The sequence below is a fragment of the Fictibacillus sp. S7 genome (assembly GCF_004127935.1).
Classification (GTDB): Bacteria; Bacillota; Bacilli; order Bacillales; family Fictibacillaceae; genus Fictibacillus_C; species Fictibacillus_C enclensis.
Genome location: NZ_QJKL01000001.1, coordinates 844,793 through 868,492, shown reverse-complemented (window position 1 = coordinate 868,492; position 23,700 = coordinate 844,793). Strand labels below are relative to the sequence as shown.

The 23,700-nt window shown below is 44.5% G+C and carries 20 protein-coding genes; 13 read left to right on the top strand and 7 right to left on the bottom strand.

Annotated features, from left to right (window positions below; all coding sequences use genetic code 11):
* The first annotated feature begins 30 nt into the window (after nt 1-30).
* Together fdhF and DMO16_RS04420 are read left to right on the top strand one after the other, a co-directional pair.
* A complete protein-coding gene (gene fdhF, locus DMO16_RS04425; RefSeq protein ID WP_129475622.1) occupies nt 31-2,976 on the top strand; it encodes a formate dehydrogenase subunit alpha in 2,946 nt (981 codons plus the stop codon).
* A 1-nt stretch (nt 2,977) separates the two neighbouring features.
* The gene (locus DMO16_RS04420; protein WP_061970078.1) at nt 2,978-3,517 is read left to right on the top strand and encodes a DUF1641 domain-containing protein; all 540 of its coding nucleotides are present in this window, start codon (nt 2,978-2,980) and stop codon (nt 3,515-3,517) included.
* A 460-nt stretch (nt 3,518-3,977) separates the two neighbouring features.
* Here the strand turns inward: DMO16_RS04420 and DMO16_RS04415 are convergent, their stop codons facing one another.
* Nucleotides 3,978-4,880: a LysR family transcriptional regulator gene (locus DMO16_RS04415; protein WP_061970080.1), complete on the bottom strand. Its 903-nt coding sequence runs from the start codon at nt 4,878-4,880 to the stop codon at nt 3,978-3,980.
* Nucleotides 4,881-5,009: 129 nt separating this feature from the next.
* On the opposite strand from DMO16_RS04415, the gene gltB reads away from it, so the two are divergent.
* Both gltB and DMO16_RS04405 read left to right on the top strand, forming a co-directional pair.
* Nucleotides 5,010-9,572 (top strand): glutamate synthase large subunit, encoded by a 4,563-nt coding sequence (gene gltB, locus DMO16_RS04410; RefSeq protein ID WP_129475620.1) that lies wholly within the window; start codon nt 5,010-5,012, stop codon nt 9,570-9,572.
* 17 nt (nt 9,573-9,589) lie between these two features.
* Nucleotides 9,590-11,071, top strand: a complete 1,482-nt coding sequence (locus tag DMO16_RS04405) for a glutamate synthase subunit beta (RefSeq protein ID WP_061970084.1) — start codon at nt 9,590-9,592, stop codon at nt 11,069-11,071.
* 85 nt (nt 11,072-11,156) lie between these two features.
* Here DMO16_RS04405 and yhfH read toward each other — a convergent pair whose 3' ends face one another.
* A complete protein-coding gene (gene yhfH, locus DMO16_RS04400) occupies nt 11,157-11,285 on the bottom strand; it encodes a protein YhfH (protein WP_074440483.1) in 129 nt (42 codons plus the stop codon).
* 322 nt (nt 11,286-11,607) lie between these two features.
* Here yhfH and DMO16_RS04395 point away from each other — a divergent pair, with 322 nt between their 5' ends.
* On the top strand, nt 11,608-12,540 hold the full coding sequence (locus DMO16_RS04395) for a manganese-dependent inorganic pyrophosphatase (protein WP_129475618.1): 933 nt from the start codon (nt 11,608-11,610) through the stop codon (nt 12,538-12,540).
* Between the two features lie 34 nt (nt 12,541-12,574).
* Here the strand turns inward: DMO16_RS04395 and DMO16_RS04390 are convergent, their stop codons facing one another.
* Complete coding sequence (locus DMO16_RS04390; protein ID WP_061970089.1) at nt 12,575-13,270, bottom strand: CAP domain-containing protein; 696 nt, start codon at nt 13,268-13,270, stop codon at nt 12,575-12,577.
* Nucleotides 13,271-13,490: 220 nt separating this feature from the next.
* Here DMO16_RS04390 and DMO16_RS04385 point away from each other — a divergent pair, with 220 nt between their 5' ends.
* Nucleotides 13,491-14,633, top strand: a complete 1,143-nt coding sequence (locus DMO16_RS04385) for an NADH-dependent flavin oxidoreductase (protein WP_129475615.1) — start codon at nt 13,491-13,493, stop codon at nt 14,631-14,633.
* Nucleotides 14,634-14,886: 253 nt separating this feature from the next.
* On the opposite strand, the gene DMO16_RS04380 is transcribed toward DMO16_RS04385, so the two are convergent.
* Nucleotides 14,887-15,879 (bottom strand): zinc-binding dehydrogenase, encoded by a 993-nt coding sequence (locus DMO16_RS04380; protein ID WP_129475612.1) that lies wholly within the window; start codon nt 15,877-15,879, stop codon nt 14,887-14,889.
* A 180-nt stretch (nt 15,880-16,059) separates the two neighbouring features.
* On the opposite strand from DMO16_RS04380, the gene DMO16_RS04375 reads away from it, so the two are divergent.
* A complete protein-coding gene (locus DMO16_RS04375; RefSeq protein WP_129475610.1) occupies nt 16,060-16,920 on the top strand; it encodes a VOC family protein in 861 nt (286 codons plus the stop codon).
* Between the two features lie 47 nt (nt 16,921-16,967).
* Here DMO16_RS04375 and DMO16_RS04370 read toward each other — a convergent pair whose 3' ends face one another.
* On the bottom strand, nt 16,968-17,549 hold the full coding sequence (locus DMO16_RS04370) for a YitT family protein (protein ID WP_061970099.1): 582 nt from the start codon (nt 17,547-17,549) through the stop codon (nt 16,968-16,970).
* Nucleotides 17,550-17,685: 136 nt separating this feature from the next.
* On the opposite strand from DMO16_RS04370, the gene glsA reads away from it, so the two are divergent.
* Both glsA and speD read left to right on the top strand, forming a co-directional pair.
* A complete protein-coding gene (gene glsA, locus DMO16_RS04365; RefSeq protein WP_129475608.1) occupies nt 17,686-18,615 on the top strand; it encodes a glutaminase A in 930 nt (309 codons plus the stop codon).
* Nucleotides 18,616-18,733: 118 nt separating this feature from the next.
* Nucleotides 18,734-19,546 (top strand): adenosylmethionine decarboxylase, encoded by an 813-nt coding sequence (speD, locus tag DMO16_RS04360; protein ID WP_061970101.1) that lies wholly within the window; start codon nt 18,734-18,736, stop codon nt 19,544-19,546.
* Nucleotides 19,547-19,590: 44 nt separating this feature from the next.
* On the opposite strand, the gene DMO16_RS04355 is transcribed toward speD, so the two are convergent.
* Entirely contained in the window at nt 19,591-19,782 is a 192-nt protein-coding gene (locus tag DMO16_RS04355) for an alpha/beta-type small acid-soluble spore protein (protein ID WP_061970103.1), read from the bottom strand.
* A 261-nt stretch (nt 19,783-20,043) separates the two neighbouring features.
* On the opposite strand from DMO16_RS04355, the gene DMO16_RS04350 reads away from it, so the two are divergent.
* The 3 genes from DMO16_RS04350 to DMO16_RS04340 all read left to right on the top strand — a co-directional run bounded on the left by DMO16_RS04350 (nt 20,044) and on the right by DMO16_RS04340 (nt 21,949).
* Nucleotides 20,044-20,613, top strand: a complete 570-nt coding sequence (locus tag DMO16_RS04350) for a nitroreductase family protein (protein ID WP_061970105.1) — start codon at nt 20,044-20,046, stop codon at nt 20,611-20,613.
* Nucleotides 20,614-20,723: 110 nt separating this feature from the next.
* On the top strand, nt 20,724-21,710 hold the full coding sequence (locus tag DMO16_RS04345) for an aldo/keto reductase (protein ID WP_061970108.1): 987 nt from the start codon (nt 20,724-20,726) through the stop codon (nt 21,708-21,710).
* A complete protein-coding gene (locus DMO16_RS04340; RefSeq protein WP_129475606.1) occupies nt 21,710-21,949 on the top strand; it encodes a hypothetical protein in 240 nt (79 codons plus the stop codon). Before DMO16_RS04345 ends, DMO16_RS04340 begins: the two co-directional genes overlap by 1 nt.
* A 24-nt stretch (nt 21,950-21,973) precedes the next feature.
* Here the strand turns inward: DMO16_RS04340 and DMO16_RS04335 are convergent, their stop codons facing one another.
* On the bottom strand, nt 21,974-22,288 hold the full coding sequence (locus tag DMO16_RS04335) for a hypothetical protein (RefSeq protein ID WP_061970113.1): 315 nt from the start codon (nt 22,286-22,288) through the stop codon (nt 21,974-21,976).
* Nucleotides 22,289-22,471: 183 nt separating this feature from the next.
* Between DMO16_RS04335 and DMO16_RS04330 the strand changes: the two genes are divergently transcribed.
* Nucleotides 22,472-23,695, top strand: coding sequence for an acyl-CoA dehydrogenase family protein (locus DMO16_RS04330; protein ID WP_129475604.1), 1,224 nt, complete (start codon nt 22,472-22,474; stop codon nt 23,693-23,695).
* Nucleotides 23,696-23,700 lie beyond the last annotated feature (5 nt).

Below are 23,700 nucleotides of genomic sequence, written 5' to 3'. Positions count from 1 at the left end.
ATTAAAACTATATGAAAAGCGGTGAGCTATATGTCAATCAGAGTAACAGTGAATGGTGTAGAAACAGAAGCATCAGATAAATCATCCGTACTTCAGCATTTGACAGCCAGTGATCTTGAAATTCCCCATGTATGCTATCATCCAAGTCTTGGAGCTATTGAAACATGTGACACCTGCATTGTGAGCGTAAATGGTGAGCTTGTCCGTTCTTGCTCCACCGGCTTGAAAAACGGAGACGTCATTGAGACGGCTTCTGAAGAGGTAAGAAAAGCGCAAGTGATTGGAATGGACCGGATATTACATAACCACGAACTATATTGCACCGTCTGTGACTATAATAATGGAAATTGTGAAGTGCACAATACGGTTAAAGAAATGAAAGTCAATCATCAAAGTATTCCATTTGAGCCCAAAAAACCATATGAAGCAGATCGGTCTCATCCGTATTATCGCTATGATCCGGATCAGTGCATCCTTTGCGGGCGTTGTGTTGAAGCATGCCAGGATGTACAGGTTACCGAAACACTGTCGATTGACTGGGAGCGTGATCGCCCCCGAGTGATTTGGGATAATGATGTTCCGATAAACGAATCTTCCTGCGTTTCCTGCGGCCATTGTTCAACGGTTTGTCCATGCAATGCCATGATGGAAAAAGGGATGGAAGGTGAAGCCGGCTATATGACCGGAATTGACAGGGATACGCTTCGTCCAATGATTGAAATTACAAAAGCCGTTGAAACAGGGTATGGTTCTATCTTGGCCATTTCAGACATGGAATCAGCCATGCGGGATGAACGGATTAATAAAACAAAAACCGTTTGCACCTACTGCGGGGTGGGGTGCAGCTTTGAAATCTGGACAAAAGGACGTGAGATTCTTAAAGTGGAACCTCACGCAGAAGCCCCTGCGAATGGCATTTCCACGTGTGTAAAAGGGAAATTCGGCTGGGAATTTGTGAACAGTGAAGAACGATTAACAAAGCCTCTTATTCGTGAGGGGGATGCCTTCAGAGAAGCGGAATGGGATGAAGCCCTTTCACTGATTGCACACAAATTTGGTGAAATTAAAAACAACTATGGCCCGGATGCCTTCGGGTTTATCAGTTCGTCCAAATGTACCAACGAGGAAGCATATTTAATGCAAAAGCTCGGCAGGGGAATTATTGGAACAAACAATATTGACAATTGTTCAAGGTACTGCCAGACGCCGGCTACCCTTGGTCTTTTCCGAACGGTCGGTCATGGGGGAGATTCAGGTGGCATCAAGGATATTCAAAACTCAGACCTGGTCATCGGTGTGGGCACGAATACATCAGAGTCGCATCCTGTCTTGGCGACAAGAATTAAGCGTGCACATAAACTTAAAGGACAAAAGCTGATTGTGGCTGATTTGCGAAAGCATGAAATGGCCGAACGTGCGGATCTTTTCGTTCGTCCTGCTCCGGGATCCGATCTTGTCTGGCTGTCGGCTGTCGCTAAATATATCATTGACCAAGGCTGGGCTGACGATGATTTCATTCAGAACCGGGTGAATGGCTATGGCAATTATGTGGAAAGCCTCGCTCCTTTTACATTGGAATTTGCTGAACAGGAAACCGGCATCTCAAAAGAAGAGCTGATTCGCATCGCTGAAATGATACATGAAGCGAAAACCGTATGTGTCCTGTGGGCTATGGGTGTTACACAGCACAGTGCAGGAAGCGATACAAGCACAGCCATTTCCAACCTGATGCTAATCACCGGAAATTACGGAAAGCCAGGGGCTGGGACTTATCCGTTGCGCGGACATAATAATGTACAGGGAGCAAGTGATTTTGGCAGTATGCCGAACAGGCTGCCTGGATACCAGCACATTGAAGAAGAACGTGTCCGCCAAAATTTTGAACATGGATGGGGAGTAAAACTTCCGGAGAAACCGGGCTTAAACAATCATGAAATGGTGGAAGGCATGCATTCCGGTACGCTTAAGGCCATGTATTTAAAAGGTGAGGATATGGGGATTGTAGATTCCAATATCAATCATGTTCATGCGGGCTTTGAAAAACTTGACTTTTTCGTGGTTCAGGATATCTTCCTTTCCAGAACGGCTCAATTTGCTGATGTTGTTCTTCCGGCAAGCCCAAGTCTTGAAAAAGAGGGAACCTTTACGAATACTGAACGCCGAATACAGCGTCTTTATCAGGTGCTCGAACCGCTTGGGGAATCTAAACCGGATTGGCAGATCATACAAGAAGTCGCCAATGCTGTTGGTGCCAACTGGGACTATAAACACCCAAGCGATATCATGGAGGAGGCTGCTCAGTTAACTCCATTATTTGCAGGAGTGACATACGAACGTCTTGAGGGCTTTAAAAGTCTTCAGTGGCCTGTCGCGGAAGACGGAACAGATACTCCAAATTTATTCATGGAAGATTTTCCGTTTCCTGATGGAAAAGCCATTGTATTCCCGCTTCAGTGGACAAAGCCCGTCCATTTTGGAGAAGAATATGATATCCATGTGAACAATGGCCGTTTGCTTGAACATTTCCATGAAGGAAACTTGACGTATAAAGCAAAAGGGATAACGTCTAAAACGCCAAGTGTTTTCCTTGAAGTATCTCCGGAGCTGGCAGCTGAGCGCGGATTGAAAAATGGAACCCTTGTCCGTCTGACTTCCCCTTACGGAAATGTAAAAGTGAAATGCCATATAACCGACCGTGTCCAAGGGAAAGAAGTCTATCTGCCAATGAACGATAATGGCGATGCTGCCATCAACTTGCTGACGAGCAGCTATGCGGATAAAGATACGGATACACCCGCTTATAAGGAAACCATGGCCAAAATGGAGATCTTGCAATCCGAAGGTACAGATCCACTGCCAAGTATCAATCACCGAAATGGAAATCCTCAGCCGCAAATTGGAGTAAATGTTCAGAAAAAGTGGGCAAGAAAGGATTATGTATTCCCGGGAGATCTCGTGAAAAAGGAGTTGAGATAAGATGGCTAAAGCGACAAAAACCGTCTATCGGCAGGAATTCACGGAAGAAGAACTGCGCCGCAAGGATTTAAGGGAAGTCGAGGATGCTCTCATTCATAATAAAGATGCCCTGCTGGAATCGCTGAGTGTTTTAAATCACATGCATGAGAAGGGGATTCTTCCTCTTTTAAACGGACTTTTTGGCCAGGGAGACAAGGTGCTGAATGTACTGGTGAAAACAGCAGATACCCCAGAGACATCGAATACCCTGAAAAACCTCCTTCTGTTGACAGGGGTACTGGGAACATTAAATGTAAAACAAATTGAACCGCTGCTTCTTAAAGTGAACTCTGGTGTAGCCAGAGTAGCAGAAATGAATGATACGGAAGAAAAAACAAGTTATTTCAGTCTGGTAAAGGCACTGAAAGACCCGGAAATCAATCGAGCGATTACACTTCTTTTGTCCTTTTTGAAGGGAATGGGCGAAGAAACCGAACCAAAAGAACGTCAAACCGAAGAGTTTGACGTTCAAAGAAGAGATCCAGGGAAAAACCTGGGCTAATTCTCTCTGAAGAATGAAAGCTCTCCATAAAAATGGGGGGCTTTTTTCTTTTTTTATCCGTCATCACTCGACAAAAATGGAGAAAAAACGGTTTTTAATACCTATTTTTTAACGAGAGGCAATCAAAAACAGATCTTTTTTTGTTGATTTTAAGAGAACAAAAGAGAAAAGTAAATGTGAGCAATATGTTTGCTAAATTTAGGAGGTGGTAATATAAAGATACGCTTAAAAAAACAAAGGTGAAATTATAGATGATCTACAGGAAGGCCAGGGAAATAAAAAGGAGGAACTAACATGAAGTACAAAGTAAAAGATTGGCTTCGGCTGACTCCCCGTGAGAGATATCTGCTTTTGTACGCTGTTGCTTTGCTTCAGAAAGAACAAAGAGCTGCTTCCTGATTCCGCATAATAAAAAGCCTTGAAAAAGCATGGTGCTTGATGCTTTTTCAAGGCTTTTTTTTTATTGATACTGCTCAAGCTTGGAAAAGAAGTCAATTACAAAATCATAAAATACATTTTCAGCCGGCGCCAATTCCCGCCTTTTCGGCGTGATCAGTCCTACTGTACGCTGCACAAGGGGAAAATCAATCGGCTTTTTTACGGTGTAGCGGGGTGTTGTTTCATAAAATGAACTATCGGGTAAAAGAGTAATACCTATTCCGGCGGTCACCAGCCCTTTGATCGCATCCATGTCTTCACCTTCGGAAGAGATTTTCGGAGTGAAGCCTGCCTCTCTGCAGGCATTAACAACCACCTCATGCAGCACATACCCTTCCGGAAATAGGACAAAAGGATCGTTTCTTAAATCACTGAGCATAAGGCTGTTTTTTTCAGCAAGAGGATGATTAGCCTGCAATAGGGCTGAAATTCTTTCCGTAAACAAGATATGCCCTTGTACATCTGACTGATTGGCTGGAACCGGACCTAAAAAAGCCAGGTCAATGTCTCCCTTTTTTACAGCATCTATTAAAAAATGATAAGAACCTTGTCTCAGGTGAAACGCGATGTTCGGGTGTTTTTCCTTAAATGCCGAAATAATGGTTGGAAGCAAGTGGCTTGCTAAACTGGTAGGAAATCCGATTTTAATAGTACCTCGTTCCGGATCCAAATATTCATCAATCTGTTTTTTTGCATAATCGATGGCCTTTAACGCGGTAGCCGCGTGAGTTAAAAATAGTTTGCCAACTGGAGTTAATTTAACATTCCTTCCTTCTCTCTCAAACAAATCTACATTTAATTCTGCCTCAAGGTTGGCAATCTGCCTGCTGACGGCAGACTGTGCAACATGCAAATGCTGCGCAGCCTCAGACACATGCTCACGTTCCGCCACCTCAATAAAATACTGCAATTGCCGCAGCTCCATTTGTCAACCCTCCATGACTTTTTTCTTATTATTCTCAAAATTAGATCAATCTTATCTAAATTATATATTGTTTGGATGAATTATAAAACCTACACTATAAAAAAGACAACTGAAACGGGGGAGCGAACAATGACATTTCATCAATTACCAAAACGACAGGGCCTCTACCGTCCCGAATTTGAACACGATGCATGCGGTATCGGCTTATACGCCCACATTAAAGGACTAGCTACCCATGATATTGTGAAGAAGGGTTTAAGCATGCTTTGCCAGCTGGACCATCGAGGAGGACAGGGAAGTGATCCACTTACCGGCGACGGTGCCGGGCTTATGGTTCAACTGCCAGACGCGTTTTTTCGAGAAAACTGCAAGGAATTTTCTCTTCCCGAAAAAGGAAGCTATGGAGTCGGGATGCTGTTCCTGCCGCAGAGCGAGGAAGAACAGTTGATTATTAAAGATAAAATCAATCGTTTAATTGAACAGGAAGGCCAAGTCCTTTTAGGATGGAGAAGCGTACCTGTAATTGACGAAAAAATCGGAATACTGGCGCAACAGAGTTGCCCATCTATTCATCAGGTATTTATTCAGGCTTCAGGTGAAGTGAAAAATGGTTTGCCCTTTGAACGTAAATTATACCTTATCCGTAAACAAGCCGAAAGCTGGGGCAAGGATAAAGACCTGCGTTTTTATTTCTCAAGCCTTTCATCCGAAACAATTGTTTACAAAGGGCTGCTAACGCCTGAACAAGTGGATTCCTTTTATGTGGACCTGCAGAATGATGCTTTTGTATCGGCTTTTGCTTTAGTCCATTCCCGCTTTAGTACAAATACCTTTCCAAGCTGGGAGCGTGCCCATCCAAACCGCTACTTGATCCATAATGGAGAAATCAATACCTTGCGCGGAAACATCAATTGGATGAAGGCCCGTGAACAGCAATTTGCTTCAGAGGCCTTTGGAGAAGATTTGGCAAAGCTTCTGCCGATTTTGGATACAGAAGGCAGTGATTCAGCTGTTTTGGACAATGCCCTTGAATTTTTTGTTTTGACGGGCAGGGAGCTTGCCCATGCAGCGATGATGCTTATTCCGGAACCTTGGTCTGAAAATAATCCGCATATGACAGAGGATAAGAAGGCCTTTTATGAATACCACAGCACATTAATCGAGCCTTGGGACGGACCTACGGCCATTTCCTTTACTAACGGTCGTCAGATTGGAGCCATTCTTGATCGTAACGGGTTGCGCCCTGCACGTTATTATGTAACAAAAGACGACTATATCATCTTTTCTTCGGAAGTTGGCGTGATTGATGTAGAGCCTGAAAATGTTCTATACAAAGACCGCCTCAGCCCTGGTAAAATGCTGCTGATCGACTTGGAAAAGGGCAGAATTGTTTCTGATAAGGAAATAAAGTCCGAGCTTTCCATGGCGAATCCTTATCGCAAATGGCTCGATGAGAATTTGATCCGTCTTGATGACGAAGGTCAACCGGAAGAGCCGGAAACAGTGGATAACATGTCCTTACGCCAGAGAGCGTTCGGCTACACCTATGAAGATGTTCAAAAGTATTTGCTTCCTATTGTTAAAGAAGGAAAAGATCCGGTTGGATCCATGGGGAATGATACCCCGCTGGCTGTATTATCCGACCGCTCCCAATCATTGTTTAACTATTTTAAGCAATTATTTGCACAAGTAACCAATCCGCCGATTGATTCTCTTAGGGAACAGGTGGTTACTTCGACGATCAGTTACCTTGGGGCTGAAGGAAATCTTTTGCAAACAGAAGCTATCAATTGTCGTCGCATCCAGCTTGATACACCAATTCTACCAAGCAGTACACTGGACCTGTTAAAACAAAATTTACTGCCTGAATTCAAAAGCACCACGTTGCACACTTTATTTTCTGAAGATTTGGAATCGGCATTAAATACTTTATTTACAGAAGCAGAGAAAGCCATTGAAGAGGGGCATACTCTACTCATTCTTTCAGATCGGGAAATGGATGAAAAACGCACACCGATGCCTATTTTGCTGGCAACAAGCGGTCTGCACCATCATCTGGTACGTGCAGGATTGCGTACGAAAGTAAGTTTGATCGTTGATTCTGGAGAAACACGTGAAGTTCACCATTATGCCGCTCTGATTGGTTATGGAGCGGACGCCATTCATCCTTACTTGGCGTATGCCACATACCAGCAGGCGATTCTGGACGGACACCTTGAAATGTCCTTCGATTCTGTCGTAAAAAAATATATTAAAGGTGTTACAGACGGCGTGGTAAAAGTCATGTCTAAAATGGGGATTTCAACGATTCAAAGTTATCGCGGAGCGCAAATCTTTGAAGCGGTGGGAATTGGTGAAGATGTGATTGACCGCTACTTTACCGGAACAGCTTCTCAAATCGATGGAATTAATCTTACGACCATCGCGCAGGAAGCGGTACAGCGCCATGGTGAAGCCTGCGATAAGCGGGATACTGAAGCACTGGATTCAGGGAGCGAGTTTCAATGGAGAAAAACAGGTGAGCACCATGCCTTTAATCCAAAAACGATTCATACGCTGCAGTGGGCTTGCCGCCGGAATGATTACGACTTATTCAAACAATATTCCTCCGCTGCAAACGAAGAGCGATTGAATTTCTTACGCAACCTCTTTTCGTTTCCTACCGGCCAGGCGGTTCCGATTGAAGAAGTTGAGTCTGTGGAAGATATTATAAAACGGTTTAAAACAGGGGCTATGTCCTTTGGGTCATTGAGCAGTGAAGCTCATGAAGCATTGGCGATTGCCATGAACCGTTTAGGAGGCAAAAGCAACAGTGGGGAAGGCGGAGAAGATGCATCACGTTATATTCCCGATGAGAATGGGGATTTCCGCCGCAGTGCGATCAAGCAAATCGCTTCTGGCCGCTTCGGTGTCAAAAGCCATTACCTGGTGAACGCTGATGAACTGCAAATTAAAATGGCTCAAGGAGCTAAACCTGGAGAAGGCGGCCAGCTTCCGGGTAACAAGGTTTATCCTTGGGTGGCTGATGTCCGTGGATCTACTCCTGGTGTAGGACTGATTTCACCGCCTCCTCACCATGATATTTACTCGATCGAGGATTTGGCGCAATTGATTCATGATTTGAAGAACTCAAACCGGGACGCGCGAATTTCCGTTAAACTGGTGGCCAAGGCGGGCGTCGGCACAATCGCTGCCGGTGTAGCAAAAGGCTCTGCCGATGTCATTGTTATCAGCGGATATGACGGTGGAACTGGCGCATCACCTAAAACAAGTATCAAGCACACCGGCCTGCCATGGGAACTTGGCCTTGCCGAAGCCCATCAGACACTGATGTTGAACGGATTGCGTGACCGGGTGGTTTTGGAAACTGACGGAAAGCTGATGACAGGTAAAGATGTGGTGCTCGCAGCTTTACTTGGTGCAGAAGAATATGGGTTTGCGACTGCACCGCTTATAGTATTGGGCTGTGTTATGATGCGCGCCTGTCACTTGGATACATGTCCGGTTGGTGTTGCCACACAAAACCCTGAACTGCGCAAAAAGTTTATGGGTGACCCTGATCATGTCGTCAACTATATGCGCTTCGTTGCTCAGGAAGTTCGCGAGATTATGGCTGAGCTTGGATTCAGAACGATGGATGAAATGGTTGGGCGTAGTGACATTCTTGAAATGTCGGAACGTGCAAAACACCATTGGAAAGCAAAACAATTAAACTTGCACAATTTGATTCATACTGTAGATGGTTCAGTAAGAACGTTCCAGACGCCTCAGAATCATAAAATTGACGAATCGCTTGATATTACAACCATACTTCCGGCGATTGAACAAGCGCTTGAAGAGCAGGAAAGAGTTTATCTTTCTTTCAATCTTAATAACACCAACCGTGTGACGGGGACGATTTGCGGAAGTGAGGTTTCCAAGCGTTATGGGGAAGAAGGGCTTCCGGAAGATACGATCAATCTGCAATTTAACGGCTCTGCCGGCCAATCGTTTGGTGCCTTTATTCCTAAAGGGATGAGCTTGTACTTGACGGGAGATGCGAATGACTACGTGGGCAAAGGGCTGTCAGGCGGTAAAATTATTGTTACTGCGCCAAAAGAATCCGACTTTTTATCTGACACAAACGTGATTGCCGGAAATGTTGCGTTTTACGGTGCTACAAGCGGAGAAGCGTACATTAATGGAGCTGCCGGTGAACGGTTTGCGGTAAGAAACAGCGGAGCCAACATCGTCACTGAAGGAATCGGGGACCATGGCTGCGAGTATATGACAGGCGGAAAAGTTGTTGTTCTTGGGGAAACAGGAAAGAACTTTGCAGCCGGTATGTCAGGCGGAGTAGCTTATATTCTTGCCAGCGATAAAGAAGCCTTCTTATCATTATGCAATAAAGAGAGCGTGGAGTTTGAATCCTTTGCAACGCATGAGGAGGAAGAAGAGATAAGACAGATGATTCTAAGCCATTATCATTATACCCTCAGCTCAAAAGCGGCGATCATCCTGAGCAATTGGGATGAATATGCTTCTCAGTTTGTAAAAGTCATTCCGAAGGATTACAAACAAATGATCCAAAGGATTGCAGAACAGGAAAACTCCGGAAAGAGTCATGAGGAAGCCGTAATGAGTGCGTTTCTTGAATCATCAACTTTAAAAAAAAGTCCTTCAGCAGAGAGAAATCAGCTAATTCTTAATTAGGAAAGGGGAGAGGACGTATGGGTAAAACAACAGGATTTATGGAATATGCGAGAGAAGAAGCTAAAGAACGTAATCCTCTCACTCGCTTAAACGACTGGAAAGAACATACAGAGCGGATGGATGATGAAACCCTTCATCAACAGAGTGCAAGATGCATGGATTGTGCAACACCATTTTGTCATATTGGTATGGATATTGGCGGGATGACTTCAGGTTGTCCCATCCATAACCTGATCCCGGAATGGAATGACCTCGTTTACCGGGGAAAATGGAAAGATGCACTGGAACGTCTGATGAAAACCAATAATTTCCCAGAATTTACCGGCCGTGTATGCCCGGCGCCATGCGAAGGGTCTTGTACTGTAGAGATTTCTTCACCGGCAGTCACCATTAAAAATATTGAACAAGCGATTATCGATAAAGGCTTTGAGAACGGATGGATTACCCCCCGGATTCCTGAAACCAGAACGGGCAAAAAAATTGCAGTCGTTGGTTCTGGTCCAGCCGGAATGGCAGCAGCTGACCAGTTGAATCAAGCCGGGCATTCCGTTACTGTATATGAGAGAGCAGAACGTGCTGGCGGACTATTAACCTATGGAATTCCGAACATGAAACTTGAAAAAGAGGTTGTGGAAAGGCGCGTCCAGCTCCTGACACAGGAAGGCATTGATTTTATCTGTTCTACAGAAGTAGGCGAAGATATTACTGCCGACCAACTGAAAAATCAATATGACGCTGTTATTCTCTGTGTTGGTGCCCAAAAACAAAGAGATTTGGTATTGGAAGGCCGTGAAGCAATAGGCGTACATTATGCGATGGATTATCTCACAGGTTCCACACGAAGTCTTTTGAACGAGAATGTACCGGTTCATCAGCAGATCGATGCAAAGGACAAGGATGTCATCGTTATTGGTGGAGGAGATACAGGTGCAGACTGTGTGGCTACTGCTCTCCGCCAAAATTGCAGAAGCATTGTCCAATTCGGCAAGTATCCAAAGCTTCCGGAAGCAAGAACACCGGATAACATGTGGCCGGAGCTTCCTAACATTTTTACGATGGATTATGCCTATGAGGAAGCCGAAGCCAAGTTTGGCAAGGATCCCAGACAGTATACAGTTCAGACAAAAAAGTTGGTTGCAGATGAGGAAGGCAATCTGAAGGAACTCCATACCGTACAAACCGTATTCACGACAGATGAAGAAGGCAAAGCTGTACTAAAGGAAGTGCCGGGAACTGAAAAGGTATGGCCGGCGCAGTTAGTGTTCATCGCAATCGGTTTTGAGGGTACTGAACAGCCGCTGCTCCAACAATTCGGCGTAAATGCAAACAATCAAAAAATTGAGGCCAAACATGGCGATTACCGCACCAATGTGGAAGGTGTGTTTGCCGCAGGTGATGCCAGAAGAGGGCAAAGCCTGATCGTATGGGCCATCCAGGAAGGCCGTGAAGCGGCAAGAGAAGTGGATAAATACCTGATGGGAAGTACGGTGCTTGCATAAAAAAACAGCCGTTTGTGAACTGTTGCACTCTGTTACAGAGGTGACAGTCACAGTCGGCTGTTTTGCTTGTTAAATCGGGTGAAAACTAGGCTTTTTGCTGTGTGGCGCAATGTTCGCATTCCTGAACATAGCATTCATGTTGTTCATCCATCTTGTTCCCGCATTCCCGGCATTGTTTTTCAGGCAAGTTACGATAAAATTCCAATGTCAACATTCAGCATTACCTCCTGTTTTCTGTTAAACACATTGTATTATAACAGTTAAGCGACGTCAATATCTGTTATAGATTATTTTGAAAACACGACAAAAAGACTAGTGCAATTTAAGGAGATAAGAAGGAACGAGGCCAAAAGTCACGTCTTTTTACTTGTTTGATTTGGTTTATACTAAAGTATATGTGCACAAGTTCTGTTTTACCCAGGCTTCAGTAAATGCTAAAATAATATCGTTGAGTAAAACAGTGGATGGAAATCTGTTCTAGTACTGTTTTACCTGGAGCATTCATTTTTAGAGGACAAAGGAGAAGAAGTATACGTATGGAAAATGTATTGATTTTTGGACACAAAAACCCGGATACAGACACAATTTGTTCAGCGCTTGTTTATGCTGATCTGAAAACAAAACTTGGCGTTAATGCAGAAGCGGTCCGTCTTGGTGAAGTCAATGGAGAAACCCAATATGCACTTGATCAATTTGGCGCATCCGCCCCACGCCTTGTTGAAACAGTTGCCAACGAAGTGGAAAAGGTCATTTTGGTAGACCATAACGAACGCCAGCAGAGTGTATCCGATATTGCCTCTGTACAAGTGCTTGAAGTGATCGACCATCACAGAATCGCTAATTTTGAAACAAGTGATCCATTGTATTATCGTGCCGAGCCGGTTGGATGTACCGCCACTATCTTGAATAAAATGTACAAAGAAAATGGAGTGGCTGTAGAAAAGAACATCGCAGGTCTAATGCTTTCCGCGATTATTTCTGATTCCTTGCTGTTCAAATCTCCGACGTGCACAGAACAAGACATTTCAGCAGCGAAAGAGCTTGCTGAAATTGCCGGTGTGGATGCTGAAAGCTATGGTTTGGAAATGCTGAAAGCGGGTGCGGACCTTAGTGACAAATCAGTCAGCCAGCTGATTACACTTGATGCGAAAGAATTCCAAATGGGAGACAGCAAGGTTGAAATCGCCCAGGTTAACACAGTCGATACTGATGAAGTGTTTGAAAGAAAACAAGAACTTGAAGATGCGATCAACAGTGTCGTTCAGGAAAAAGGTCTCGATCTGTTCCTGTTCGTTGTGACGGATATCCTGACCAATGATTCAACAGGCCTGGCGCTCGGAAAGAAGTCAGAGGTTGTTGAAAAAGCTTATAATGTCAAGCTTGAGGACAATACTGCTGTATTAAAAGGGGTAGTATCCCGGAAGAAACAAATTGTACCTGTACTGACAGATACATTTAACATTCATTAAAAATCATAAAAGAAGCCGGTCATTCCGGCTTCTTTTATTTTTTGATGAATTCCTGTGTCCAGCAATTGTCATTGCCGGTATAGCCGATCCCAATATGGGTGTAATCAGGATTTAGAATGTTCTTGCGGTGTCCCTCGCTGTTCATCCAGTCGTTGACGACTTGTTCAGGAGACTGCTGGCCAATGGCGATGTTTTCTCCAGCCGAATCGTAATCAATATTCATCTTATCCATTTGGTCGAAAGGGGAACCCTGCGTCGGGCTGTTGTGAGAAAAATAATCATTGTTGTCCATGTCATTTGCTTTTGATTGAGCCATATTAGTCAATTGAGGATCATATTTTAAATCCGAAAGTCCATGTTTCCGCCGTTCCTGATTTGTGAGTTCGACCACCTGCTGAATCATTTCCTGGCTGTATCCCTGATTGCCGGATGGAGGGGCAGCGGGTGGAACGGTCCCATTCATGTCGGGATTAGTTTCCATTTGGGTATCAGGGTTGTTATATGAAATATTTTCTTTTTTTATTTTCGATGTTGTTTTATGCCCTGTGGATGAACGATAAGGTTGGTTTTCCGATGTGAGATAACCATTGCTCGTTTTAATCGTTTTTTGACCGGATAATGATTTATGATCTTTCTGATCGCTGCGAAGTGCATCCTTACTTACATTGTTGCAGCCTGCAAGAAAGAGATTAATCGCGAAGAATGAGAAAATGATCTGGGAACGCTTCATGTTTGTGCTCCTTTCAAGATGTGCTATTCTTTCCAGACGTCCATAGTATTTCACAATCGGAAAAACCCATACATGATCAGCTTACAGCATCATACAACTGGTCCATTAAGGGAAGATTATAACCATTGCAACAAGAAAAACGGTCTGTGAGCACTTTTGGTGCTTAAATTACTTTTTGAAAGTATGATGGATGACAGACAGAGAAAAAAGGAGTGTCTTTATGACAAATCAATATCAGCCCTTATTGGATGATTTTACTTTTGATAATGGAATCTCATTGAAAAACCGGGTAGTCATGGCTCCCATGACCAATTTTTCCTCCAACGAGGATGGCACGGTTTCAGACAGTGAAGTAAATTATTATATCCGACGATCTAAGGGAGCTGGAATGGTCATTACCGCTTGTGCTTATGTCAGTCCAAGCGGAAAAGGTTTTCCAGGAGAATTTGGCACCCACAATGATGAAATGATCCCCAGCCTTCGAAGACTGGCAGAAAGCATCAAACAAGAAGGCGCGAAAGCTGTTCTCCAAGTTTTTCATGGCGGCCGTATGTGTCCTCCTGATTTGGTGCCTGACGGCGATGTTGTCAGTGCGAGTGCGGTGGCTCCTGAGCAGCAGACAGCAACTGGTGAGCAACCGCTCCCCCGTGAACTTACAGATGAAGAAATCCAGTCGGTCATCCGGGACTTTGGTGAATCGGCAAGAAGAGCTATTGAAGCTGGGTTTGACGGAATTGAAATTCATGGAGCCAACGGCTATCTGATACAGCAGTTCTTTTCCCCGCACTCAAATCAGCGTACGGACAGGTGGGGAGGAACAATTAAAGAGCGTATGGCGTTCCCGCTTGCTGTGATCGACGAAGTGAAAAGTGCAGTGAAGAAGCATGCGAAGGAGCCGTTTCTGGTCGGATACAGGTTTTCACCTGAAGAACCAGAGACACCAGGAATTACAATGGATGAAACATTGTTATTAGTGGATGAACTTGCGAAAAAGCAATTGGACTATGTTCACGTTTCACTGATGGACTTTTGGTCTGTTCCAAGAAGAGGAGTGGATGATACCCGTTCTCGAATGGAAATTATCCAGGAAAGAGTGGGTAACAAGGTTCCTGTAATCGGTGTCGGCTCCATCTACTCAGCAGATGATGCCTTAAAGGCCATCAAAACGGGAGTGCCGCTTATTGCAATTGGCAGGGAATTAATCATCGATCCAGACTGGGTCCAAAAAATTGAAGAAGGGCGCGCTTCTGAAATACAAACAAAGCTAAAAAAAGACGCTCAACATGAATTGGTGGTCCCTGACGCATTATGGCAGGCGATTATTAATACTCCAGGGTGGTTCCCAGTAGAAGAAAATCAATAAGAAATGCAACCCCTTTTGTCTTCAGGCAAAAAGGGTATTCAATCTTTGAATGATGCTGCTTGATATTATGGTAGTACCCTACAAAACAGGAAGGCAGATTGTATGATCCTCCCACATATCTCTTTGGGTCGAAACAAGTGTATGTAACAATATAGGGAATGGCTTACTTTGTTTTGTTCGGTCCAGCCTTTAACTTAAACACACCCGAATTATAAAAAAAACATCCCGGATTCGTCCGGGATGTTTTTTTATATCATACTATCTTAAAACCGATTTTTCCAAACTGAGAAGCGTTCTCCATCCGGTCAAAGGCATCTTTATATTGTGACAGCTCATAAACCTTGTCAATGATAGGTTTAATATTGTGTTCTTCAATAAATTGCAGCATTTCTCTGTATTCTTCACCGCTGCCCATCGTTGACCCCAAAAAGTTGAACTGGCCGTAAAAGAATTTTCGGAGATCCAGCTTCACTTCATCACCTGCCGAGGCACCAAATGCCACGATGGTTCCTCCGGTCCTGAGCTGATCGAGCGATTGATTGAACGTGGCAGCTCCTACGCTTTCGATTACAAGATCCATCTTCTGATTTTCAAGCTGATCGTTCCAATTCTCATTGCTGTCAATGGCTTTTACAGCCCCAAGCTTGAGTGCGGCGTCTCCTTTTTCTTTTGAGCGGGAGGTGACATACACCTCAGCTCCGGCTGCTTTGGCGAACTGAAGTAAAAAGGTCGCGACCCCGCTTCCAATGCCGGGAATCAAAACTTTTTGATTTTCCTTTACTTTTGCCCTCGTAAACAAGACCCGATAGGCAGTAAGTGCAGCCAATGATAAAACACCGGCTTCCTCCCATGACAGGTGAGAGGGTTTTGGAAGGGCATTTTCCTCCGGGATGACAATCTTTTCAGCGAACGTGCCATGAAATGGGAGGCCAAGAATTTCAAATCCTTTTGGCGGCGCATCACTCGTGTTTCTCCACCCTGTTCCAGGATTAATAATCACTTCATCTCCGACCTGCACGGAAGTGACGTTGTCACCGACGGCGTCCACAATCCCTGCACCATCGGAACCAATTACCAACGGCGGATCTTCTGGTTGATGTCTTTGAAGAACGAACAAATCACGATGGTTTAATCCTGCGGTTTTCAGTTTAATTCTTACTTCTCCAGCTTGGGGTGTCAGTTCTTCCATTTCTGAAAGATGAAGGCCTTCCAGTCCTTTTTGCTTTTGATGAATAAGTGCTTTCATAAAAACCTCCCGTGAATGAAAATAATATATGTACGATTATCATTCAGTGTACCAAAGTGAGTGGGATATGTCCGCTTTGTTGTTTCAATCGGAAATTTTTCTTGCTTTTCGGGTTAAGAAGTATATAATATATAGTAACAAACTTACTTTTTGTATGTAAAAAAATTAAAGGAGAATCTCATGAATTTTCATACTGCACCGAAAACCTTTGTTCAGCAAGTTCAATTAATCGTGGAAGATCTGGATCGTTCCTTATCGTTTTATCAAGATATTTTAGGATTTTCCATTCTCAATCGAAAAGATCATAAGATCGAACTTACACTGGATGGCACAAGCGCCATTTTAACGATTGAACAGCCCCAGAATGCCCAGCCGAAGCAGCCACGCACTGCTGGCTTGTACCATTTTGCATTGCTTGTTCCAACCCGGAAAGAACTGGCCAACGTCCTGCGGCATTTGCTCAATATTAGATATCCGCTTCAGGGAGCGTCTGATCACCTTGTCAGTGAAGCGTTGTATTTGGCTGACCCGGATGGCAACGGAATTGAGATTTACCGCGACCGGGACTCAGGAGACTGGCAGTGGGAGAATGGGCAGGTAGTCATGACAACCGAACCGCTCGATGCACAAGGATTGCTTGCTGAAAGTGAGGATATGGTTTTTGAAGGGCTGTCAACGGAAACCATTATGGGTCATCTCCATCTCCATGTTGCACACTTGGAAGAGGCCGAAGCTTTTTATTGCAGAGGACTTGGCTTTGAGGTTGTCCTGCGGCTCGGCAACCAAGCGCTATTTATTTCAACAGGCAAGTACCATCATCATCTCGGCCTGAATATCTGGAACGGAAAAGGTGCTCCTGCCCCTGTTTCCAATGCTGTTGGGATCAAGATGTTTTCGGTTGTATATCCAACGCATGAAGCAAGAAAAGAGGCAGTCATCCGCCTTGAAACTTTAGGATTTGTTTCAACGCAATCAGAGAACGATTTTTACCTGACTGATCCATCCGGAACAAAAATGAAACTGGCTGTAGCACTCCAGTAACAAAACTCAAAAACCCCATCACATCGTTTAGCATGTGATGGGGTTTTTTATGATAGAAACAAATTGACCGATCGATATGAAGTCAGAAGTGCTGTGACAATTCCTGCGATCAGGATGGTGACAAATGAAAACAACAAATACGGATCCCTCAGGAGAATCATGCCTGTTGTAATAATGATCGCATCCAGGATAATCATGAGAAGACCCGGATTGAATCGAAACCATTTGGACATCAGGAGTGCGAGCAGATCAAGCCCGCCGACACACGTATTATATCTCATCATTAACCCGACTCCGGTTCCGATGAATGCCCCGCCAATACAGGCACTGATCCAAATGGGAAGGTGGAAAAGCCATTGCAAGGGGAACATACCCTCAATCAGCAGGGAGGAAAGAAGCATCCCCATCAGACTGTTAAAAAAATAGAGTTTATTATAGTGCAGTGCCATCAAAAAGATCGGAGCGCTGAGACAGATGATCGTGAGGCCCACCTGAAATCCGGCAGTGTACTTCAACAGGAGGGCAAGGCCGATAAAACCTCCGTTCAATATATGCTGAGGCAGGATAAAACCATTGATTCCAATTCCCATTAATGTACTTCCGCAGCCGATCGCTATCAATTTATTCATAGTTACGTCATCCCTGTCCCTGTATTTATACTACTTTATGTTCAAGCACTCTTTATTATTAATTTCTTCCGTTTTCCGTATGAACAGGGCAATGAAGTGAAAACTAATTCTATGAAACAGAAACGGAGAAATAATTATGTCCTGTACATCAAGTGAAGAACTGAAGCAGATTATGATGAAAGCAAGAGTTTATACCAAGTTTGGTAAGGTGGCCGACTATATCCCTGCATTAAGGAAAGCGGATCCGGACGAGTTGTCTGTTGCGATATCTTATCCTGACGGAAACTGCCTGTCTGCCGGTGACGTGAAGATGAAAATTTCACTTCAAAGCATTTCAAAAGTTTTGGCTCTTGCATTGGCACTTATGGACCAGGGGGAAGATTACGTGTTTTCCAAAGTGGGATACGAACCAACGGGTGATCCATTCAATTCCATCGTAAAACTTGAAATCAGCAAACCATCCAAACCGCTTAACCCGATGATTAATGCAGGGGCGCTTGCTGTTACTCATATGATTAAAGGAGAATCCGTTCAGGAGAGATTTAACCGGCTGCTTGATTTTATAAGGAAGCTCGCTGGTAATCCTGCCATTTCATACTGTGAGGATGTAGCCGCCTCGGAGCATGAGTCTGCGCATCTTAACCGTGCACTATGTTATTTTATGAAACAGCACGGTATTATCAATGAAGATGTGGAGCGTCTCATTTATCTGTATACGAAACAATGTGCGATTGAGATGAATTGCCTGGACCTGGCACGAATCGGCTTGGTGTTTGCGTTTGACGGAGCCGAGCCGTTAACCAAAGAACAGATTATTCCTGTTTCCGTTGCCCGGATATGTAAAACCTTTATGGTGACATGCGGGATGTATAATGCATCCGGCGAGTTTGCTGTCCGTGTAGGGATACCTGCAAAAAGCGGCGTTTCCGGGGGCATCATGGGAGCTGTTCCTAACCGGTTTGGCATCGGAATTTTTGGTGCAGCCCTAGATGATAAAGGAAACAGTATCGCAGGGGTAAAAATACTTGAAACGCTGTCCAAAAGGTATGATTTAAACATGTTTTAATTAGGAAATGGCTTTCTTGCTGATGAGGAAGCTGTTTTTTTATGCAAGATGGAGGGTATCTTAAAACTATTTAAAGGACCTGTTATCAAAAACTAACGGAAATAAGGGGACATCATTCATGAACATAACGCCAAACCAGCGAATACAATTGCACGGATTCAATAATCTGACGAAATCATTAAGTTTTAATATGTACGATATTTGTTATACGAAAACAAGAGAGGAAAGAGAAGCGTACATTGCCTACATTGATGAAGAGTACAGCGCTGAGCGGTTGACCCGCATTCTTCAGGGGGTTTCCGACCGAATTGGGGCCCATATTTTGAACATTGCCAAGCAGGACTATGTGCCTCAGGGAGCAAGCGTTACTGTATTAGTATCAGAAGGTCCGGTAGTGGAAGTGCCGACCGATCACCTTGAGGAAAAAGTGGCGGCCATGCCGGAATCCGTCGTTATGCAGCTCGATAAAAGCCATCTGACGGTCCATACGTATCCGGAATACCATCCGGAAGAGGGAATCAGTACGTTCAGGGCAGATATAGATGTATCCACCTGCGGGGAGATTTCTCCGCTAAAAGCGCTGAATCACTTGATTGATTCATTTGACACGGATATTATGACGATTGATTACCGGGTAAGAGGCTTTACACGAGATTTTAAAGGACGAAAGCTTTTTATTGACCATGACATTCATTCCATTCAAAATTACATTGATGAAGAACATAAAGAAGAATTTGACATGATCGATTCCAACATTTATCAGGAAAATATCTTTCATACCAAATGCAAATTAAAAAACTTTGATCTAGACAATTACCTGTTCGGCTATAAGAGCGAATCGCTGAGTGGTGAGGAGAAAACAGCAATCACTGCAAGGATTACTGAAGAGATGGAAGAAATCTATTTTGGGCGCAATATGAACCGCCGATAAAAGAAAAGAGACCCGATTTGGGTCTCTTTTTTTGAAATCCAGCTTTAACGAGGCTGGTTTCTGAGCTGTTGTTCTCCCATAGCGACTAGACGTTTCGTCATTTCACCGCCGACAGAACCATTCGCCCTCGAAGTTGTGTCTGCACCAAGCTTTACTCCAAACTCATTGGCAATTTCCTCTTTCATCTGCCCTAAAGCATTTTCAGAACCCGGTACCAAAAGTTTGTTTCTTGCCATGCTTCAACACCTCCGCATAAAGTTGAACAGCCATTCGCTGTCCGTTATTTAAGATTTCCGAAAATGGGCGGGGGCATTCGTCCTAGTGACGGTATAATGAAGTTGTATACTTAGGGTTATGATGCTTTGGCAAAAGAGATGGATTAGGCTGCACAAGAATGGAAGAGAAGGGATAGAGCACACCCTTAGCACGGAGTAGAGCTCCTGCGTTATAATGAAAAGGAAAAAGACATAAGTTCAAGTAAAAAAGGGTGAAGCTGCATGGACATTTTTGATGCTATAAAAACAAGAAGAAGTATCGGGAAAGTGAAAGATGAACCCGTACCGAAAGAAGATCTCGAAAAAATCCTGGAAGCCGGAACGTACGCGCCAAATCATCACCGCACAAATCCCTGGCGTTTCTTTGTCCTGACAGGAGAGGGAAGGAACCGATTCGGGGAACATCTTGCCAGTGTTTCCAAGCTTTCAATGAAAGAGCCGCTTTCTGAAGAAGATATTCAAAAGCTTGAAAAGACGAAGAAAAAACCGCTTCGCGCACCGGTCATTATTGCGGTTGGCGTGGAGCCTGATGACGGTCTGAAAATCATTCGCGAGGAAGAAGTGGCTGCGGTCAGTGCGGCCATTCAAAACATGCTTTTGGCTGCTCATGCATTGGGCCTTGGTGCTGTTTGGCGAACGGGAGCCATTTGCTATCATGAAAAAATGAAGGATTTTTTCCAACTCTCTGCCAAAGGGGAGATGGCGGGCTTCATTTATTTGGGATACCCGGAGATTAACCCAACAAATATGAAAAAGCAACATTTCAACGAAGTTACGCAATGGATCAATTAGTTTTCGGGGCGAAGAGACGCTAATCAATGTCTCTTCGTTTTTTTATGGTGTGAAATGGGGTAAAGGTATCTGTATATCGAAATCCAGTTTGCAAGAAAGGATGATTATTGATGAAAAAAAGAAAGCTTGGCAGTCAGGGTCTTGAAGTATCGGCACTCGGTTTAGGATGTATGGGAATGTCGGATTTTTACAGCGGTCAAGACGATCAGGAATCGGTGCGCACCATTCACCGTGCCCTGGAACTTGGCGTTAATTTTCTCGATACGGCTGACATGTACGGTGTGGGGAAAAACGAAGAGCTGGTTGGCAACGCCATAAGAGACCGCCGGCAGGATGTGATTCTAGCCACAAAATTCGGAAACGTCAGAGGAGAGGATGGTTCATTTTTAGGCATTAATGGCCATCCCAAATATGTAAAGGAAGCGTGTGAAAAGAGCTTAAGGCGGCTTGGAACTGAATATATTGACCTTTATTATCAGCATCGGGTGGACCCGGGAGTGCCGATTGAAGAAACGGTCGGTGCGATGGGTATGCTCGTCCAGGAAGGCAAGGTCCGGTTTCTTGGTCTTTCAGAGGCGGGTCCGGAAACAATCAGGCGTGCCCACGACGTTCATCCCATTACAGCACTTCAAACCGAATATTCATTATGGAGCAGAGATGTGGAGGATCAAAATCTTCCCGCAGTGCGCGAGCTCGGAATCGGTTTTGTGCCTTACAGCCCGCTTGGCCGCGGGTTTTTGACAGGTCAGATACAAACCTTTGATGATTTGGCGGAAGATGATTACCGACGCAATTCCCCCCGTTTTCAGGGAGAGAATTTCCAAAAAAATCTCGACCTTGTTCAAAAGATAAAGGAAATTGCCAAAGAAAAAGAATGTACGGCTTCACAGCTTGCACTTGCCTGGCTGCTGGCGCAGGGAGAAGACATTGTGCCGATTCCGGGAACAAAGAGAACCAAGTATTTGGAAGAAAATATAGATGCCCTTGAAGTTCAACTCACTCAAGAGGATACCAGACGAATCAATGAGGTAGCCCCAAAAGGAGCGGCTGCGGGGGAGCGCTATCCGGCAGAAGGCATGAAAAGTGTAAATATTTAATGGTAATCAGGAACTCTCGCATAGGGAGTTCCTTTTTCAGTGGAACAACGATGCCGCTCGCCATGCAAAATCAGCAGCGTGCGGCGGGTAGTGCGTCCGCATTGCTTGGTTTATTGCCGTTTATTTTAGGCGGAGCTGCAGCGCCCCTTGTAGGGCTGTCGCCAGGCATCCTGAAATATCCATCGCTGCTGTTATTGCGGTATTTGACGTTAACAAAAGGTATATCCAAAAAAGCATAAGAATTTAAAAAAGCTATTCCTTCATCAGGAGTGGCTTTTTTTCTCGTACAGATTCACGGTTCCGTGCTGTTTAATAAATAAAACATGATCTCCCTGTTCCACCGAAAGAAAATCCGGGTAAGATACCGAAAGATTTTCGCCTGAAGAGAGGCGGAGCATATAACGGGGCTGGGTTTGAACGTTCATTCCCCGGTCAACCGCAATTACAGTATAGTCCTTTTGCAGGACGCGGCCTTCCACTTTTGAAAGGGAGAGCTCCTGATCTATATAACCTGCCCATGCGGCGTAGAGAAAAAAGAGAGCTGAGGCCCAGGTGAGAAGAGTTTTTGTTGGGCTCATGATTTCACCTCCGGTATTAGTATGTCCTATACCCGAATTCCAACTAAAGTGCACAAACAATAAAGGACTTTATGAGTAATTTTTTGAATAATCGGTTAATTGATTGAATTTTAAAAGTAAAAGAGTATACTGTAATTAATCTAACATACCGACCGGTTAGTAAGTGAAAAGGAGATGAAGTACATGGATTTTTCGTATTCTGATCGTGTCAACGGCCTGCGTAAACGAATTGCAGATTTTATGGAGCAGCATGTGTATCCGAATGAACAACTTTATGAGGAACAACTTAATCAGCAGGAAAGCCGGTGGAGCGATGTTCCTCCGATTATGGAAGAGCTGAAAGAGAAAGCAAAAAAAGAAGGTCTCTGGAATCTTTTTCTCCCTGAAAGTGAATATGGCGCAGGGTTGAACAATCAGGAGTATGCTCCGCTTTGTGAAATTATGGGTCGTTCGTTAATTGGGCCCGAAGTGTTCAACTGCAATGCACCCGATACTGGAAACATGGAGGTGCTCGAGCGCTATGGAACCGAGCAACAAAAAGAACAATGGCTCAAACCGCTGTTGGATGGGAAAATCCGTTCCTGTTTTTCGATGACCGAGCCTGATGTAGCCTCATCGGACGCAACCAATATTGAGGCGCGCATTGAAAAAGATGGTGATGAGTATGTGATCAATGGCCGCAAATGGTGGTCCTCGGGAGCAGGGGATCCACGCTGTAAAATAGCCATCGTGATGGGAAAGACAAATCCATCCGCGAACCGTCATGAACAGCAATCGATGATTTTGGTGCCGATTGATACCCCTGGGGTTAAAATCGAGCGTCTGCTGCCGGTTTTTGGCTATGATCATGCGCCTCACGGACACGCTGAAATTACTTTTGAGAACGTCAGAGTTCCGTCAGAAAACATACTTTTGGGAGAAGGAAAGGGATTTGCGATTGCCCAGGGAAGACTGGGCCCGGGGAGAATTCACCACTGCATGCGTCTTATTGGTGCGGCAGAACGTGCGCTTGAGGATTTGTGTAAGCGTGTTCAAAACCGCAAAGCTTTTGGCAAGCCGATAGCAGGTCAGGGAGTGGTTCGTGAATGGATCGCAAATTCACGGATTGAAATCGAACAAGCGCGGCTTTTAACCCTAAAAGCGGCATATATGATGGACACGGTGGGCAATAAAGCGGCGAAAGCGGAAATTGCGATGATTAAAGTGGTTGCTCCATCCATGGCTCTTCGTGTCATCGACCGTGCGATCCAGGCTTTTGGGGGCGCTGGAGTTTCCAATGATGTGACGCTTGCCGCACAATGGGCCAACGCCCGGACCCTTCGTCTTGCCGATGGACCGGACGAGGTACACCGAGCACAGCTGGCAAAACTTGAACTAAGGAAATATGAAGAACAATTGGTCTTTTAGGAGGT